General features: G+C 36.1%; 14 protein-coding genes. 7 read left to right on the top strand and 7 right to left on the bottom strand.

Annotated features, from left to right (window positions below):
* Positions 1-47: 47 nt before the first annotated feature.
* The 6 genes from ABN099_RS07390 (at position 48) to ABN099_RS07365 (ending at position 8,665) form a co-directional block, all read left to right on the top strand.
* Positions 48-1,064 (top strand): substrate-binding domain-containing protein, encoded by a 1,017-nt coding sequence (locus ABN099_RS07390; protein ID WP_349462996.1) that lies wholly within the window; start codon positions 48-50, stop codon positions 1,062-1,064.
* A 394-nt stretch (positions 1,065-1,458) separates the two neighbouring features.
* Complete coding sequence (locus ABN099_RS07385; protein ID WP_349462995.1) at positions 1,459-3,093, top strand: sodium/sugar symporter; 1,635 nt, start codon at positions 1,459-1,461, stop codon at positions 3,091-3,093.
* Between the two features lie 235 nt (positions 3,094-3,328).
* Positions 3,329-5,368, top strand: coding sequence for an IreA family TonB-dependent siderophore receptor (locus ABN099_RS07380; protein WP_349462994.1), 2,040 nt, complete (start codon positions 3,329-3,331; stop codon positions 5,366-5,368).
* Between the two features lie 111 nt (positions 5,369-5,479).
* A complete protein-coding gene (locus tag ABN099_RS07375) occupies positions 5,480-6,337 on the top strand; it encodes an alpha/beta hydrolase (RefSeq protein ID WP_349462993.1) in 858 nt (285 codons plus the stop codon).
* A 377-nt stretch (positions 6,338-6,714) separates the two neighbouring features.
* Complete coding sequence (locus ABN099_RS07370) at positions 6,715-7,881, top strand: MFS transporter (RefSeq protein ID WP_349462992.1); 1,167 nt, start codon at positions 6,715-6,717, stop codon at positions 7,879-7,881.
* Between the two features lie 196 nt (positions 7,882-8,077).
* Positions 8,078-8,665, top strand: a complete 588-nt coding sequence (locus ABN099_RS07365) for a DUF1287 domain-containing protein (protein WP_432807486.1) — start codon at positions 8,078-8,080, stop codon at positions 8,663-8,665.
* A 622-nt stretch (positions 8,666-9,287) separates the two neighbouring features.
* Here the strand turns inward: ABN099_RS07365 and ABN099_RS07360 are convergent.
* Together ABN099_RS07360 and ABN099_RS07355 are read right to left on the bottom strand one after the other, a co-directional pair.
* Positions 9,288-9,671, bottom strand: a complete 384-nt coding sequence (locus ABN099_RS07360; RefSeq protein WP_349462991.1) for a YkgJ family cysteine cluster protein — start codon at positions 9,669-9,671, stop codon at positions 9,288-9,290.
* Between the two features lie 387 nt (positions 9,672-10,058).
* The gene (locus tag ABN099_RS07355; RefSeq protein WP_349462990.1) at positions 10,059-10,403 is read right to left on the bottom strand and encodes a DMT family protein; all 345 of its coding nucleotides are present in this window, start codon (positions 10,401-10,403) and stop codon (positions 10,059-10,061) included.
* 452 nt (positions 10,404-10,855) lie between these two features.
* Between ABN099_RS07355 and ABN099_RS07350 the strand changes: the two genes are divergently transcribed.
* Positions 10,856-11,269 carry a lysozyme inhibitor LprI family protein gene (locus ABN099_RS07350; protein WP_349462989.1) on the top strand — a complete coding sequence of 138 codons (414 nt, stop codon included), beginning with the start codon at positions 10,856-10,858 and terminating at the stop codon, positions 11,267-11,269.
* A 180-nt stretch (positions 11,270-11,449) separates the two neighbouring features.
* Here the strand turns inward: ABN099_RS07350 and ABN099_RS07345 are convergent, their stop codons facing one another.
* The 5 genes from ABN099_RS07345 to ABN099_RS07325 form a co-directional block, all read right to left on the bottom strand.
* Complete coding sequence (locus tag ABN099_RS07345) at positions 11,450-12,154, bottom strand: LutC/YkgG family protein (RefSeq protein WP_349462988.1); 705 nt, start codon at positions 12,152-12,154, stop codon at positions 11,450-11,452.
* Position 12,155: 1 nt separating this feature from the next.
* Positions 12,156-13,577 carry a LutB/LldF family L-lactate oxidation iron-sulfur protein gene (locus tag ABN099_RS07340; protein ID WP_349462987.1) on the bottom strand — a complete coding sequence of 474 codons (1,422 nt, stop codon included), beginning with the start codon at positions 13,575-13,577 and terminating at the stop codon, positions 12,156-12,158.
* Positions 13,578-13,588: 11 nt separating this feature from the next.
* Positions 13,589-14,308, bottom strand: coding sequence for a (Fe-S)-binding protein (locus tag ABN099_RS07335; protein ID WP_349462986.1), 720 nt, complete (start codon positions 14,306-14,308; stop codon positions 13,589-13,591).
* Positions 14,309-14,428: 120 nt separating this feature from the next.
* Complete coding sequence (locus tag ABN099_RS07330) at positions 14,429-15,955, bottom strand: L-lactate permease (RefSeq protein ID WP_349462985.1); 1,527 nt, start codon at positions 15,953-15,955, stop codon at positions 14,429-14,431.
* Positions 15,956-17,767: 1,812 nt separating this feature from the next.
* A complete protein-coding gene (locus tag ABN099_RS07325; protein ID WP_349462984.1) occupies positions 17,768-18,928 on the bottom strand; it encodes an MFS transporter in 1,161 nt (386 codons plus the stop codon).
* Positions 18,929-19,183: the final 255 nt, after the last annotated feature.

The following is a 19,183-nucleotide window of genomic DNA, read 5'->3' as shown; positions in this document are numbered from 1 at the left end:
TCAGGTTATTCCTTGATAGTGAATAAGGGTGACCTTATGAGGTGTATATGGCGACTATCAAGGATGTGGCAAAAGAAGCTGGCGTGTCTGTTGCAACGGTATCGCGAGTCATTAATAACTCGCCAAAAGCGAGTCGTGCATCAATAGATGTTGTGAACACGGCAATGCAGAAATTAGGATATCGCCCTAATGCCGCGGCGAGAGCGTTGGTTAATCAAAGTACACAAACGTTAGGTGTCCTTGTGCATGATGTTTCAGATCCTTTTTTTGGTACATTAGTTAAAGCGGTTGATAATATTGCTAGAGACGCGGGAAAACACATCCTAGTTTGCAATGGTTATCACGATGCACAAGATGAACGCCAGTCTATTGAGCTGCTAATTAATAGTCGTTGCGATGGTTTAGTTATTCACTCCAAGGCATTAGGTGATGATGAACTGCTTGCCTATGCTAATGAAGTTAAAAGTATGGTGCTTATCAATCGTTTTATTCCTGAAATTGCAGAGCGCTGTGTTGCACTTGATAACTACAAAGGTGCATGGATGGCGACGGAACACCTTATTAGACAAGGTCATAGTAAAATAGCGTATATCTCATCAACACATAATATTGAAGATACAACACAACGACTAGCAGGATATAAAGCTGCTTTAGCGGCTTATAAAATTGACTTACCCGCCAGTTATATTGAATATGGTGAGCCTGAAGGCGAGGGTGGTGAGAAAGCCATGACGCATCTTCTAACCAAATCAATAGATTTCACTGCTGTGGTGGCTTATAACGATTTTATGGCGGCAGGGGCTCTGTCGGTATTAGATGAAAATGAAATTCCTGTTCCTGAAAAGATCTCAGTGATTGGTTTTGATGATGTACTAATTGCTCGCTATATTCATCCACGATTAACTACCGTGCGTTATCCCATCCAAATGATGGCGGAACAAGCGGCAACGCTGGCAATTCGACTTTCCCGTGGTGAAATACTTGAGCAAAAACAGCGTATTTTTTCTCCGACATTAGTTCAAAGAAATTCCGTATTTAATTTAAGTCATCTTAATCATTCATAGTAATCTATGACTTTTAGTAGTTCTTGCTTACTTATGCCTACTAGAAGTCATCTGTTTCACTTTATATTACGATCCTGAATAACCTCCCACAAAAGCAATATAAAAATCATTTTATTATTATATGGTTATACATTGTAATCGTTATCAATTTAATGACCAATATGCTGTATTATCCATGTAAAAATCTCTTTTTACTAACTGGAGCTGAGTTATTAATACTCTATTACTATAGATATATTACCTTTTTTTGTGACGCAATCGTTTGTTTAGCTGTTTTCTGATGCATGTTCGTAACATTAGCAATGAAATTGTGAAGAGAGTAACGGAAAAAGGGTGTGAAAACGTTTACATTGATTTCCTCTTTATCTTACTCTGGGTCTGAAAGGATAATATTATGCATACAGAAGGTGTTGGATTAAGCACAATAGATTATGCAATCTTTGCCCTCTATGTTGTTATCATTATTAGTGTGGGATTATGGGTATCTCGTACTAAAAACGGTGAAAAAAAAGGGACAAAAGATTATTTTCTAGCAGGTAAAACATTACCTTGGTGGGCAATTGGTTCTTCTCTTATTGCCGCTAATATTTCAGCAGAACAATTCATTGGTATGTCTGGTTCTGGTTTCTCTATTGGTCTCGCTATTGCCTCTTATGAATGGATGGCAGCGCTCACATTAATCATTGTTGCTAAATACTTTTTACCTGTTTTTATTGAGAAAGGTATTTATACCATTCCTGAATTTGTCGAAAATCGTTTTAAAAGCCGTAACTTAAAAACTATTTTAGCGGTATTTTGGCTAGCACTCTTTATTTTCGTTAACTTAACTTCAGTCCTTTATTTAGGTTCATTGGCGTTAGAAACCATTCTTGGTGTGCCGATGATGTATGCAATTATCGGTCTGGCGCTATTTGCCGTCGTATATTCCCTTTATGGTGGTCTCTCTGCTGTTGCATGGACTGATGTTGTACAAGTCTTTTTCCTTATTTTAGGGGGCTTATTTACAACAATATTAGCGGTGAGTTATATCGGTGGTGATGGCGGTATTACTGAAGGTTTAGCAAAAATGACCGCTGCGGCACCCGATCATTTTAAAATGATCTTGGAAAAAGAAAGTCCTCAGTTTATGAACTTACCGGGTATTGCTGTGCTTATCGGTGGGTTATGGGTTGCCAACCTGTATTATTGGGGCTTTAACCAATATATTATTCAACGTGCGTTAGCGGCTAAATCTATTAACGAAGCGCAAAAAGGTTTAGTTTTTGCCGCCTTCCTGAAACTGATTGTCCCTATTTTAGTTGTCGTGCCGGGTATCGCGGCTTTTGTTATTACGACTAATCCTGAATTAATGGCAGGTTTAGGAACAATGGCACAAGAGCATATTCCAACGATGGCTCAAGCCGATAAAGCGTATCCTTGGTTAACACAGTTCTTACCTGTTGGTGCTAAAGGTCTGGTATTTGCTGCATTAGCGGCTGCGATAGTCTCTTCACTAGCATCAATGCTTAACTCTATCGCGACGATTTTTACTATGGATATCTATAAAGAATATATTGGTCCAAAAGCATCTGAAACCCGCTTAGTGAATGTGGGGCGTATTAGTGCCGTTGTGGCATTGATTATTGCTTGCTTTATCGCACCACTATTAGGCGGCATTGATCAGGCATTCCAATATATTCAAGAATATACCGGTTTAGTTAGCCCAGGTATTTTAGCGGTATTCTTATTAGGTCTATTTTGGAAAAAAACCAATGCAAAAGGTGCAATTATGGGGGTCGTATTATCCATTCCTTTTGCGTTATTCTTAAAATTAATGCCGTTAGGAATGCCATTCCTTGATCAGATGATGTACACCTTTATCTTTACATCAGTTGTGATTGGTTTAGTGAGCTTAACTTCAACCAAAACCGATGACAGCATTGGTGCTATTGCACTAACTGATGCAACCTTTAAAACACAAAGTGGATTTAATATCTCTTCTTATATCATTATGATCGTTCTTTGTGTGCTGTATGCCGTTTTCTGGTAATAGCAAAAAGTTAAAATAATCCCCTACACAAAAAGGGCAAGTGGCTAAGTCACTTGCCCTTTTTGTGATCTCCGTAAGATATGCGCTCACTGCTACCAATAATCACGCTAATTTACTTTGATGCAGATTAAAAAAAAATAGCTAATAGATAAAGAAAATCATTCTCATGATTATTTGATTAAGATAATATTAATCATTCTCATTTATATAATCGTTATAATCTCAGGGAATTATTATGAATTATAAAATAGGCTTTTTAGCAGCCTGTATTTTTTCTGCCTCTTATCCTCTCTATGCACAAGAAAACAAAGAGGAAAGATTGGTTGTTTCTGCCTCAGGCTTTGCACAGCAACTCACCGATGCACCAGCAAGTATCACTGTTATCAGCAAAGAACAGCTTGCCAAAAAACCCGTACACGATCTTGCCGATGCCGTAAAAGGTGTTGAAGGGGTAAGTGTGAACGGTAATGCTAATAAACAAGAAATTACAATTCGTGGTTTACCAGGCGACTACACACTGATCATGGTTGATGGTAAACGTCAAAATAGTCGTGAATCTCGTCCAAATGGTAGTGGTGGTTATGAAGGTGGTTTTATCCCACCAGTAGAAGCAATTGAGCGTATTGAAGTTATTCGTGGACCTATGTCATCACTGTATGGTTCTGACGCTATGGGTGGTGTGATCAACATTATAACTAAACCAGTTACTAAAGAGTGGCATGGCTCTATTGGTGTTGGCGGAACTATTCAACATAACCGTGATGCAGGGGATTCTGTCGATGGTAATTTTTATCTTTCAGGACCTCTGATTGAAGATAAATTAGGCTTACAGCTTTATGGTGGTGGTTATTTACGAGCTGAAGATAAAATTACCTATGGTCAGGGCAGAAATGATAATAAAAACGTTACTGCGAAATTAGCCTTCACACCAACAGATAACCAAACATTTTTATTAGAAGCCGGTCGTACTACGCAACAGCGCACAACCACACCGGGTAAATCAATGAGCGAATTCACCATCCGTGGTGGTAAAGCGGATGAAAATAAAATGTTAGAGACCAATAATGACCGAAATCATTGGGCTTTAACGTATAAAAATCAGATGGATATTCTGCACTCTGAGTTAAGCGTTTATCAAGAACAGACTAAACGTATTACTAAAACAGAAGAAATTGATAAAACAACGAAAGATCGCCATGAGTTTTATGAAGATCGTCGCCCTGAAATCACCAATACTGTGTTTGATGCAAAATTCACTGCATTTTTGCCTGACAATGTCATGACCTTTGGTGGTCAGTATCAATATGCGCGCTTAAAAGATGAATCTTCGCTTGGTAAAGATGAAATCAAACAATCAACAGTCACGGCAGATCAAAAAGCACTGTTTATTGAAGATGAGTATAGCGTGACTGATAATCTAGCCTTAACAGGTGGATTGCGTCTTGATGATCATGAATATTATGGTAATCACTGGAACCCAAGAGCTTACGCTGTTTATCATTTAACTGACGAATTTACGTTAAAAGGTGGTGTTGCAAAAGCGTTTAAAGCACCTAGTTTACGTGAATTAAGCCCAGAATATGGTACTTCAACCGAGAAAGGTCGTGCGATTATGTATGGTAATCGTGACCTAAAACCTGAAACATCAGTGAGTGAAGAAATTGGTGTGGGCTATGATAATGGTGATGGCATTACAGCAAGCCTGACTTTCTTTAATACTGAGTTTAAGGATAAACTGACCAACTACGATACGGGTGAAAATGATCCGATTACAGGCTTAAAACTCTATCAATACGATAACGTAGGAAAAGCGAATATAAAAGGGATTGAAACAGCCGTTGCATTCCCTATTGCAGAAGCTTGGCGCGTCAATGCTAACTACACCTATATCAATTCAAAACGTAAAAGTGATGATGAGAAACTCGGTTCAGGTGAGTCATTAAAAGGTTATCCACTGGATATGACACCAAAACACAGTGCTAATGCACGTGTAGATTGGGATTTTAATGAAGACATGAGTTTCTATGCCAATACAGCCTATACTGGAAAACAGATCTGGGCTGCACAGCGTAATGGTTATACAGGCGCTCGTTATCGTAGTGGCTATACCACATTTGATTTAGGTATGACCTATAGCATTAATAAAAACACCCTGTTTAATATGGCGGTATTAAATATTACCGATGAAACAGGTCCTGCTGTAAATGATAAAGGCGGTAACTGGGTTGTTGATGAAGGTCGTCGTTACTGGGCTAATGTAAAATATAGCTTCTAATTTTTCTTATTTAAATAAGCCTCATGTTATGCATGGGGTTTATTTTTTCTATCGCTATATATCGTTATTAACGAATACGCCTTTTTTTATTACTTACAGTGTATCTGACTTATGCGAATACTAATCTTGTGTGGAATGATGATGTTATCTTCTGTCGTGCAAGCTAGACCTAATCAAGTGGTTCCTGAAATAAATACTCAGGCTCAACACTATTATCAAATCACCGAAAAAGAGATGGATTATCAAGGAAAACAGTATCGTATTTTCCTTGCTATTCCTAAAGCAACGACGAAAACCACGCTGCTTTATTCAGTTGATGGTAATGCTCAATTTCCATTAATTGTTAATGAAATTGTCGAACAGAATATAGCACCACGACCTGTTGTTGTGAGTGTGGGTTATGTTGGCGATAACGCTTATTTTATTCCTGAGCGTACTCGTGATTACACACCTAGTGTAAAAGGTGATGAATTTAAACAAGGCGGTAATGCAGAGAATTTTTACCAGTTTATCCTAACGCAGGTAAAACCTTATGCAGATAGTCAAATTGAAAAATCCAATTTAACAATTACCAAAAAATCATTATTTGGTCACTCTTTTGGCGGGGTATTTACACTGTATGTTTTGTTTAATCATCCAGAAGCGTTTCAGCACTATACTGCGGCTAGTCCTTCATTATGGTGGGGGAAAGGGGAGTGGTTAACAAAAGAGAAATGGCAAGCTATTCCTAATGATATTACGCTGACAATTACCCTTGGCGAAAAAGAAGAGACACCAGATATTGCAAATATGAATCAAGAGCAACAGCAAAATCATAACGGTCGTAGTAGTTGGCTAACACCTCGGCAATTATGCCGTTATTTATCTGATGCCGGAAAACAGTGTGATTTTCAGCTTTTTGCTGGAAAAACACATGGTGGTTCTATCCCTGATGCAATTAAAACGGCAATTAGTAAAAGTGCAGAGTAATTTACTGCAATAGTTTATTTTTAACTATCCTATCTTATAAAGGTAGGATAGTGATTAATCCACGCTACGTATTTTATCGTAATCTTATTAATATAGAATTAATCTTATTTTACAAAAATAAAATCACTAGAGAGGCTATTCTTTTTGTAAGAAAGGGCGATAATAACTTATAGGATAAATAAAATTATTTTCTGGCATTAGATTTTATAATTTTATTTATGATGAGTAACAAGCTATATTCGCGTCTCCCAAAATTAGGGACGCCATCCACTGCTTTTATCATTTAAACAATCATCTTTCCTAGATGACTGTTTTGCCACTATCTGGCATCGAGAAAGCAGCGCATTATCAACCGTTTGAGTGTGGAGACGAGGGTAGTGAAACAGAACACTACTTTGGTACGCAAGGGCGACAGTACATTAGTACCTGTGGCTGGGTTAACGGTATTTGCTATCGCATCAGGCTATTTAATGAGTTTAATACCACTATCAATGGATAGTTTTGGTTTTGATACTCTTTATGCGAGCTGGTTAGCAAGTATTTATTTTATCGGATTATTAATAGGTTCAGTGATGATCGAACCTGTTATTGCAAGAATAGGGCATCGTCTTTCATTTGTTGTATTTTTATTATTACTGGCTGTAACTGTCAGTATATTACCGTTGTTGCCTTATTTATCTGTATGGATGGTATCGCGCTTTATTGGCGGTATGGCGGTTGCAGGTATTTTTGTTGTTGTCGAGTCATGGCTATTAATTGGCGATAATCCGAAAGAACGAGCTAAACGCTTGGGCTTTTATATGACATCGCTTTATGGCGGAACAACATTAGGGCAATTAGCGATTGGTGCAATTGGCACACAAGGCACTATTCCTTTTATGGCGGTATTAGCTCTGTTATTAATTGCGGTATTACCACCGTTGTTTTTTAAACAAGGGCAGCCACAAGGGCATGTACATAAAAGTTTGTCATTAAAACAGATAAGCCGTTTAAATAAAGCCGCTTTAGTAGGCTGTATGGTTTCTGGTGTTGTGATGGGCAGTATTTATGGCATGATGCCGCTTGCATTAAATCAAGGGCAATTTACTACCGATCAAATCGGTGTACTGATGGCAGCAATTATTTTAGGTGGGATGATTGTTCAGCCTATTATCAGTAAATTGTCAGTGATAATAAGTAAGACACTGTTATTAGCAATGATGTGTTTAGTGGGTGTGTTTGCAATGGGAGTGACCTATCTTTCTAACGATTATATTGTGTTAATAATCGCACTGGGATTGTTAGGAATGTCCTCTTTTGCACTTTATCCTATCGCAATAACTTTGGCATGTGACCATGTGAATGCGAGCTACATTGTGGCTATTACCCAAATAATGTTGCTAAGTTATAGTATCGGTTCGGCAATAGGTCCATTAGGTGCGGGCATTTTTATGTCTCAAGCACATAACGGTATTATGAATTTCTTCTTTGTGGTGTTATTAGCAACGGCGGTTTATATGCTGTTTGCAAGCTTACGACGTAAGAGCCATATTGTATTGAACTAACCAATTTTTTCGTTTTAATCTCTCTTTCTTGTTTATTGTATGCCGAGCTTATCTTATAAAAGAGGGCTCGGTTTTTTTATACCGTAATAATTAAGAGTTACCTCATTTTTTTGTTAGGCAATTTAGCCAATTATCATTACTAACAATAATACACAATAAGTCATTATGGACACCTAATTAGCATGGAGACACTCTATTGAAGATCATCGCACCAGTTTTATCTGCCCTATTTCTTCTCTCTTTTTCTAATGCGCAAGCACTAACACCAGAGCAAAACAGACAGCTGGTGGAGCACGCTAGCAATTTACCAAAAGCTGTTTTTTACGATCCGGCTTATCGTAAGATTGATTACCCTAATGGCGATGTGCCTGAGTATTATGGGGTGTGTAGTGATGTGGTTATTCGTAGTTATCGAGGCGTTGGTATAGATTTACAGAAATTGTTGCATGAAGATATAAAAACACATTTTTCTGCTTATCCTAGTCATCGTATGTGGGGATTAACTAAGCCTGATACAAATATTGATCACCGAAGAGTTCCTAATTTAGAGGTGTTTTTTTCACGTAAAGGAAAAGTGAAACCAATTACTAAGAATGGGGCTGATTATCTTCCTGGCGATATAGTCAGTTGGCGTTTAGACAATGGTCGTCCACATATTGGTATTGTGGTGGATAGTAAAAGCCGCGATAACAAGCGTTATTTGGTGATGCATAATATTGGTTATGGGCAAGTGGCTGAGGATGTTCTGTTTTCTTGGAAAATCATAGGGCACTATAGTTATTAAAGGCACCATAGCTATTAAAGGCACTATAGCTATTAAGATCGCTATAATTATTAAAAATTCGTAACTACAATATAGAGAATTTGATACAGCTATTAATAGAAAATATTTTATCAATAAATTGTTGGATAAAATAAAAAATAGAATTAAAAAATGAAAGAGAGTGATATTAGAGAAAACTAAATTATCAATTCCGGGTAATAAATGGATAGCGTGTAGTTCTCTTAAAAATAAAGTTTTAAATAATCGCCCATGCTTTTTTAAATAAAATAAGTATGGGCGTTACTGTTGGGAAAGAATATTTTCATCAGAAATATTCATAATTAATCCTCTAAGCCACCTAATAACATACTAACGACGGCGATAGAACAGATGAAAGATAAGAAAAGGATAAAAAAAGAGCTACTAATCATAATGCCCTCCAAGATGACGACTATTTTTAAATAAAAAACCTCACTAAATACACATTATTGCCTGATTACTATCTATACTAGATGTTTTAAAAGTAAAGTCAAACTAACACATTATTTAATAATGATATTTTGTACGATTTTTCCTATTTTTAGTAAGTAAATATGAAGAGTGTGATCTTGATGGATCAGGAGGGGCTAACCCCTCTGATGTGTTACGCAGAATGCGGTAGTGTCGTTCTGGTTAATGGTGGAAGTCCATAAGCTGCTCTTGCACGATCACAAGCTTCATTCTGGATACCATTTACCCATGATTGGTTAAACTCACGACAAGGTGAAGGTCGTTGTTCATAGATAGTACAACTCACACACTCGCCCACTTCACCAACTAATTTTGCACAGCGAGGTTTTTTCTCATTGGTTCCTTTCATACAAGATAAGAATGGCGTTAGTGGTTCTGTTAATTCATCGGGAACAACACCGCCACCACTGACCATTTCAGCCCAATAGAAAGAGACTCTAAAATAGGCGCAGCAAGCACCGCAATGCATACAGGGATTATCCTGCATATAAATAAAATCGTTAGACTGTTTGCTCATACCAGATACCATTTTATCTGACGTTAAAGTAACAAGGGATGCGCTTTAAGGGCGCTTTTATTTAAGAGAGGCAATAAAAAAGAGAGAAACAGTGCTTCTCTTAAGAATGAACATTATGCGCTGAGTGAAAATGTTTTTTCAAGAGGAAAGTCTGGTTTGGCGTAACTATATTTATAATAAATTAGGCTATTATTTTATATAAATTAATTAAGCAAACTATATAACTTAATGATAAGTGGTGTTGTTATCGTATATAAATACGGAGTGAGTACGAAATTTAACTTAAGTCAATCAATAAAGGGTATCGAAAGTATAAAAAAACCTCATTTTTTATCATGAGGTCGAGTGACAGAAATCAGCAGTCAATGATTTGTTCGCTAAGTGATTTTAAAAAGGTCCTTTAAAAATAAACAGTGCACCAGCGCCAATTAAAAGGAAACCAATAAAATGGTTTAATGTGAAGTTTTCCCCTAAATAAGTGACAGAAAAAATAGCAAAAATAGTAAGCGTGATAACTTCTTGAATTGTTTTTAGCTCAGCTGCACTGTAGTAATTATGACCAATTCTATTTGCAGGCACAGCAAAACAGTATTCAACAAAAGCAATAAGCCAGCTCAGAATAATAACGACAATTAACGGTTTATTACCGTATTTAAGATGTCCATACCAAGCAAAAGTCATAAAAATATTTGAAATGATCAGCAGGATAATAGGGGCAAATTTGTAGAACATATCAGCGATACCACAAGCAATGAGTAAGGCAAACTGTGCCTAAATGAGAGCATGAGATTACTGCAAAAAAAGATATTTTTCTATTAACTTAAATAAAAATAATCACAAGATTTCATCGTAAAAACAGAGAACATAAAAATGTTTTTTTCCTCATTTAGATGAAAAATTGGCTATTAGTCGCAAAAATGATGTTTACTCTCTTTTTTTAAAGAAAATAATTTGTTGATATTGTAGTTGGTTATTATTTTTTAACAAAATCTCATCTCTTATACTCTAGATAAAAAAAACCTATTGATAATAATTTCTTTATCTTTTTGATATGTCATTTTTTTATTTTTAGATGCGATATATCCTATTTTTAGCCTATCGCATTTATAGCAGTGGTAAATATTAATTTATACTTTAGGCTAATAATAGTTTCATTATTTTATATTTTATCATTGGGAGTTAGCATGAAAATTGGTGCGTTTATTATTTCTTGCAGTTTATTCACGATGAGTTTTCTCTCTTTTCCTACTATTGCACAAGTAAAAAGTGATCCGCTAACGAAATGTTATGAACTCACTTCTCAAGCACCTAGAACTGAAATTCAGGTTTGTTTGCTAGAAGAGCTAAAACTCTCAGAGCGGCAAATGAATTTGATTTATGAAAAAAGTAAAAGTGACCTTGAAGATATCGATTCTGTTGCTGTAAAAAGTGCGATAGAAGCATTGATTAGTTCACAAGAACATTTTATTAAATTCAGAAGTGCAGAGTGTCAACGACAATCAACATTGGTTCTCGGAGGAACGGGGGCGGGTGATGTGTTGCTAGCTTGTGAGGTTAAACTTAATCAGTGGCGCGCTAAAGTGCTGTTAGACAATTAACCATACTGCCGAATAGCTATCTAGCAAGAGATAAAGGAAAAATAAAGAGCAATAATAAAATAGAGTATAAATATAAAAGGCTTTTATCAGCCTTTTATATTGTTAAGTGGTCAATCCTTTGACCATGACCTTAGTTTGCTTGTTAACGATCTTATTGTAATAAACTGATTCTATTAGTAATTAACAATCTTCAATAATAAGATAAGCGGCATGTACAGGTCCATGAACGCCCCATACTTTTATCAGTTCAATATCTGCGGTTGAACTTGCACCACCAATTAAGTTAATACATGAAGGCATTCTGATACCATCTTGTGCCATTTTATGTAAACGTTCTGCAATTTGAGCAACACGAGGCAAAATATCGCTTTTACGTAGAATAACAATGGATGTTTCAGGTAATAAACTAACCGCACGCCCTTTTTCAGGAGATGAAAACAGTACGATCCCGCCTGACTCAGTCAATCCTGCTTCTGCAAAAACAATACCGATTTGCGATCTTTCAGCATGAGTAATATTGTCATAGCCTAATTGCGGATCCCAAACGTAGGTTTCATATTTTTCGCTAATGGCTTGGGTAACACCGAGATCATATAAGCGCTTATCACCACTCATTACCACTGACCCCTGACAATCGTAGCTTTCACATAACTCAATTAGGCTATTAATAAGATTTTCGGGTTTGCTAACAACACATTTCACCATTTGAGTTTGTGCAAACTCAGTAAATGCTTTACATAACTCATCTTGTGTTAGATTGGCTAAACGTGTTTTTGCTAAATCATTTACTGGTTTATCTTGTGGCTGCGGTGTATGTGCAACAGGGCGACCTAATTTTTGAGCAATAGTTTGCAGAAATTCATTACGATTTTGTTCATTTAACATGTTATTTTTTTCCTTCTGCTTTATGGCGTTTAAACCAACTACGGAAACTATAGCCATCAGGTTCTGGTAGATCACGTGATGCCATCCAATCATTCAATACACTGATTTTGATTGGTGTGGTGCCTTTTTTGATCATTAACCCTGCCATTTTAGCACCTACATTCATACCCACTTTCCACAGTGCAGGATGCGCATTCAGGTAGTTAAACATACCAGTAACCCGTTGTTCAGCTTTTGGTGTTAAGCCACCTTCAGCCATAACTCTGCGATGTTTAAGGATTAATTGCGCTAAAGGAATTTTAACAGGGCAAACAACATTACATGCGTTACATAGTGAACATGCATAAGGAAGATCGTGAAAATCTTTATAACCGCCTAATAAAGGCGAAATCACTGCGCCAATTGGACCGGGATAAATAGAGCCATAAGCATGACCACCAATATTACGGTAAGCAGGGCAGGTATTTAAACAAGCACCACAACGGATGCAGCGTAAAATATCTCTAAATTGTGAGCCTAAAATTTCAGAGCGACCGTTATCGACAATGACTAAGTGAAACTCTTCAGGACCATCAACATTACCTGCTTCGCGAGGACCCGTTACCCAAGTGTTATAACTGGTAAGACGTGATCCCACCGCACTACGGCATAGCATAGTAATAAGTGGATCAACTTCTTCAAAGGTTGGCGCAATACGTTCCATTCCCATCACTGCAATATGGGTTTTTGGTAATGTTGTTGTCATACGCGCATTGCCTTCATTGGTGACTAAACAGACTGAGCCTGTTTCAGCAACCGCAAAGTTACAACCAGTGACACCAATATCAGCAGAAAGAAAATCTTGACGAATACGTTGACGAATAAACAACGTAATGTCTTCAGGGTTTTCACTGCCTTCATAACCCAGCTTTTCATTTAACACTTTACGAATTTGGTAACGATCTTTATGAATTGCTGGCACTACAATATGTGATGGTGGATCGTTATCCACTTGAAGAATATATTCACCAAGGTCGGTTTCGATGATCTCAATGCCTTCGTTTTGTAAGGCTTTGTTCATACCAATTTCTTCAGTCACCATCGACTTAGATTTTACAATCTTTTTAGCATTCTTCTTTTTGGCAACGTCGCAAATATAACGAGATGCATCTTCGGCGGTTTTAGCAAAGTAGACATGACCACCATTTTCAGTCACTTTCTCTGATAATTGATAAAGATATGCATCTAGGTTTTCAAGAACATGGTTACGAATTTGTTCAGCGCGATCTCGCCACTCTTCCCAATTGCCCAATTCTTTAACCATAATTTCACGGTTAGCCCCGATGCGTTCTTGCGCCATGACGACAGCATTACGCATGATAGTATCTTTCATCTCATGTTCTAGGCGGGGTCTGAAATTTATATCACTGGTTTTAATCGACATTGTGGGCTCCCTTATTGGCTCATTAATACTTGTGCAATATGCAGCACTTTTACAGGACGTTTTTCACGGCTTAAACGACCTTGTATATTAATTAAGCAGCTTGTATCTGCACCAATAACATAATCAGGACTTACTTGCATGATATGTTTGACTTTCTCCGTTACCATTTCACCCGAAATTTCAGACATCTTAACGGAGAACGTACCACCAAAACCGCAACAGGTTTCTGAGTTAGCAAAAGGCAGCATTTCAAGCCCTTCAACATGTTTTAGTAGTGTTAAAGGCTCACTAACGACACCTAATTTTCGCGTTAAACTGCATGATGGATGATAAACTGCTTTACCCGGAAGACGGGCACCTACATCCACAACGCCTAATTTATTAACAATAAAGCTAGTTAAGTCGATTAATCTATCTGCGACACCTTGTGCGCGTAATGCCCATTGTGGTTCATCAGCAAGATAAGTTGGGTAGCCTTTAATGGCATAAGTACAGGATCCTGCGGGTGATATAATCGGATAATCATTAACTTCTAATGTTTCAATTAAAGATTTCATTGCTGGTTTTGCATTATTCACATAGCCACTATTTAAAGCGGGCTGACCACAGCAACCTTGGCGTTCTTGAAATAGCACTTCGCAACCTAGTTTCTCAAGTAGCAAGACGGTATCTCTTGCGGAATCTGCCTTCAGTACATCGCCAAGACAGGTTGCATAAAAATTAACTTTCATTAATTGAACTCCAAAACATCGCTCAGATGTTGTCATTTTTACTTAAAATAAAATTCTTTTTACTGTGTTATTTATTTAAGAGAAGTGAGTGAAATCGATAAACTCACCTCTCTTTATGAGTTAGTTCATTAGGTGATAAATAATGCCAATTTTTGCCCCAAGAATAATTATATAAGCGATACAGTATTTTAAGGTTTCGCGCATAATGGCACTGCTTTGCCCATCCATTTTGGTTGCTGAAACCGCTATCGCTATGCTTTGAGGGGAGATCATTTTACCGCCGGTTGCACCAGAGGTATTTGCTGCGGCAAGAATGAATGGATCAATATTAAGTTTGGCTGCGGCACTGGTTTGTAACTTACCAAACAGCACGTTAGAGTTGGTATCACTACCGGTTACAAAGGTTCCTAAGGCACCAATAACTGGGGCAATAAAGATAAAACCAGAACCTGTTAAATCGACTAATGTTTCAGCAATACTGCCTATCATGCCGCTGAAATCCATTACGGTTGCCATTGCAACTATCGCCATAATGGCAATTATTGAGTTCTTAAGTTGAATGGTTGTTTTTACTAATACTGAAATCAGTGTTGAAACGCTTGCACCTTGAATAGTACCGCCCACAAAGCTGGCTAAAATAATCAGCACGCCGGGCGTACTTAACCAAGCAATCGTTTGATAGACAGTTTGCGAATCACTTAATACAAATGGGATTTTGGTGGAAATAGCGCCTGCTGCACTTTGCAGTGTAGGAAAAAGTGGTGAACAAGCGAGAATAAAAATAAAGGTGAATAGATAGATAGAGCTGGCAACAAGCAGCTCTTTAGCACTGTATTTTTTGGTACTTTTACCCTTGTTATTTTTACCTTTCATACGTTTAGCAAGGAAAACAACCACAATAAGGCTGACTAAACTACCGGCAAAAGCAGGTAACTCGGCACCTAAATTAGCCGCTACAATATATTGTGGGATTAATGTACTGATACCGCACATTAATGTAATAAATACCACGCCTTTGATTGCTTTAATTCCACCACCCGCTATCGCGACAATGACAAAAGGCAGCAAGATATTAAATAATCCCAACTGAATAATAATGGTTTCACTTAGAATCAGTACATCAAGACCCGTATTTTGCGCCAGAATTGAAACGGGGATCCCAACTGCACCAAATGCTGTCGGTACGGTATTCGCAACTAAAGAGGCAACCGCTGCTTTAAACGGATCAAATCCTAATGCGATTAAAATCCCGATAGGGATCGCAACCGCAGTGCCGTATCCCGCAACCGCTTCAAGAAAACCACCAAAACACCATGAAATAAGCAGCACTTGTATACGCTTATCATCACTGATGCCTGCTAGCACATCTTTTAAAACTTCCATGCCACCTGTTTTTAACATTAGGTTATAGCTATAAATAGCGGCAAGAATAACGATAATGATCGGCCACAATCCTTTTACTGCACCATAAAGCACAGACATTGAGGCAAATTGAATGGTGTTGTTCCAATGAAAAATAGCAAGAACGACAGTAATCACTAAAGAGACCAGTACGGCGTGGTGAACCGCAGATTTCATTTTTAATATCATAAAAATCAGAACAGCCAAAGGAACTATTCCCAATAAAAATGATAGATAGTCTGACATGTTATTTTTATCCTTAAGTTTGCAATTTTTATCGTTTATTACTGCGTCGGCAAAACTATAAGTTGGTCATTATTTTATTGTGTAGGGTACTCGGTTTTATTAATGCTCTACTTTGCTGAAACGATAAAGTATAAGTAAAAAAAGATAGTTACCCAACTAAACAATGCTCGTAATAGTTACGTAGGAGATTGTCAGGTTAGATTGGTTGGCTATTGTAGGGAAAATTTGAAGAGATGTAATAGAATAAAATCAATTGTGTGACAAATATAAAAAAATTCCTTTTTTGTTATAATTTGGTTATTAATTGGCTTATTTTTTGACTTTTATCAATGTAATTGAGTTATTAATGTTGTTGCGAATATTGTTATAGATGAAAAAAAACACAATATTATTTTTTTCATCACAGTAACTTAATGGATACACTAAGTAAGAAAAGTACTATTTATTGAAAGGTGAGCTTTTCACTATATTAATAATGATAAGGTATTCTTATTGATTTACATTAGTTATCAATGGTTATTAGGTAATGGTTTTAAACTATTTTTTAAATATAAATTTAGCTATGTTATTAATTTTTTATTTAATTTAAATTTTTAGATTTTTTTATTAAAAATATAATGAAAATATTTTTATTGAAGTTGAATTAAATATATATGATTTATGTTATTATTTTTTTGTTAATTCCTATTCTATTTTGTTTTCTTATATTTGATTTTTGTTAATTATAATTAATAACATTAAATAGTGTAAAAAATTGTTTGTTTTTTATTTTTCTTTGTGCTTTTTAATTGACCATTTTATTTTTTATATTTATTTATATTTTATGTATCGAATATTTGTATCTGCTATCATTTTATTATTATGATTAACTCTATTTTTAATTTTATTTATAATTAATTATTCTGAATAGGTAATTATACGTTTTTACTAAATTTATATTAATTTTTTATATGGTCTTAAAAACGACTTTTCCATCAGTGATAAACTTCACACTTCCGTTAACTTGGCTGTAGATCGGATGTTGGTTGCATTATCATTTGTATTACAAATCAGGCTAGTGAGGTGATAGTTAGTGATGATTTTAAAATAACTAATTTTCTCTTTGCGGCTTAATATTTATAATTAAATTAAAATATAACTAGTGATAATTATAAGTATTTTATTTTTATTATATAATTTATTGTATTTATACAATTGTTAAGCTTTGCTTTTTTCTTGATCGTTTTTATTTTAAATTGAGAGCTAAATTAACTCTTTTTTGTTTTAACTAAGCGTGTTAATAAAAATAAGTGGTTTTGTTTTGCTTCATCTGATTTTGATTGCCATTATGATACTTGCTAGTTTTTATCCGTTTTTATTGTCAACAAAACAAAAGAAGACGAAAATCAATTAGTCAATAATCAACATGAGTTTGCCTAGAGCATGTTTTTACGCTTTGGTTTCATTTTGTTTGTCACTCTTTTTCACTTAATCAATCGCTGATAAATGCTTATCAAGAAAATGTTACTTATTTCAATAATAAATAGCGTTATCTTTGTAACCAAAACGTAAAAGATGCCATGGATGTAATACTTTTTGATCCTAATTTATATCGTTAGTTGATAAAAAATATCAGCGGTTATGTTAGCGATGTTTTAGGATTTAACATTTGAGGTTGTACTTAACTATCAAAACAATAGTGTGTCTTTAAAATCGGTAGTGTAGAAATTAATATTTCGCGTAAGTAAGAATGATGGTGCTATGGGGAATAAAAAAAGGATCAAAGTGTGAACTTGATCCTTTCTTAACTGAGTTGAATGGGGGATAAGCAGGTTAAGCTAAACTTTGTTCTGGCTCTCTTTTGATCTTTAATTGTGAGAAAACCAGTAACAAACCGATAATCCCGACTAAAGCGGCACTTAAAGGAACAATGTTATAGCTATATTTTAATGCAATACCACCAATAATTGCGCCAATTGCATTACCTAAATTAAATGCTCCGATATTTACAGAAGAGACTAAACTTGGCGCATCATGTGCTATTTGCATCGTTTTTATCTGCAGTGGGGGAACAAGCGCAAAACTTGCCACACTCCAAATAAAAATAGTCGCTACAGTGAGGTACAAATTACTTGAAACTAACGGGAGTACTAACATAGATAAAATCAGTAACACAAAAAATGTCACTAGCGTTCTATCGATGTTATTTGCTGATAACTTTCCACCCAAATAATTCCCTACAGTAAATCCTAAGCCAATAACTACCAGTAACATGGCAACGTCGCTTTCGTTTACATGCACGATGTTAATTAAAAAGGGTGCAATATAAGTATAAAGTGCGAAAAGAGCAGAAGCACCAAATACGGTTGTCAATAACGCAAGCACAACAGGTAAGCGAGTCAGTACTTTTAATTCATATCTAATATTAGGTTTGTTCCCTTTTGGAATAACAGGCAGGAACATAAATAGACCAATTAAAGTGATAAAGCCTAATCCTGAGATAAGTACAAATGCTAGACGCCAACCATATTGTTGACCAATCCAAGTAATTAAGGGAACACCCACTAAGTTTGCAATTGTTAATCCCATAAACATAGCTGCTACGGCTGACGCTTGCTTCTGTTTTTCGACAAGACTTGCTGCAACCACAGAGCCAATACCAAAAAATGCACCATGATTAAGACTCGTAATTAAACGAGCCATCATTAAACCCCAGTAGCTATCTGCTTGTGAGGCTAATAAATTGCCGATAATAAAGAGTAATAGAAGAAAAACTAAGGCATGACGTTTTGTTAATCGCCCTAGACCTAATGTCATTATTGGTGCACCAATCATAACACCCACTGCGTAGCCAGTAATTAATCCGCCAGCTATTGTGATTGAGGTATCTAACCCTGAGGCGATGTTAGGTAACAGTCCCATAGGTGTGAATTCTGTTGCGCCGATTGCAAAAGCGCCAGTGGCAAGTGCTAATAAAGGAAGAATGGCTTTCATTATTATTCCTAACAAGATGAATGAGAAACTCAAGAATTGATATGTGGCAGTTTAATTAGATAATCAGGAGCAATAAATAAGGGGAAAAGCAATAGACTATTGCGTTAATAACAATAATCCTTATTGAGATTTATGCTTACAGATTACTTGATACTAAAGAAGAAAATTGCAGAGATAATATTAATATTGGCAATTTATTTTTGGGTAAATGTAAATAATAAAATGAAGAATATCTTGAACGTTATGTTAGAGTGT

The sequence above is a fragment of the Proteus hauseri genome (genome assembly GCF_040139125.1).
Lineage (GTDB): Bacteria > Pseudomonadota > Gammaproteobacteria > Enterobacterales > Enterobacteriaceae > Proteus > Proteus hauseri_B.
This window is presented reverse-complemented; position numbering and strand designations above follow the sequence as displayed.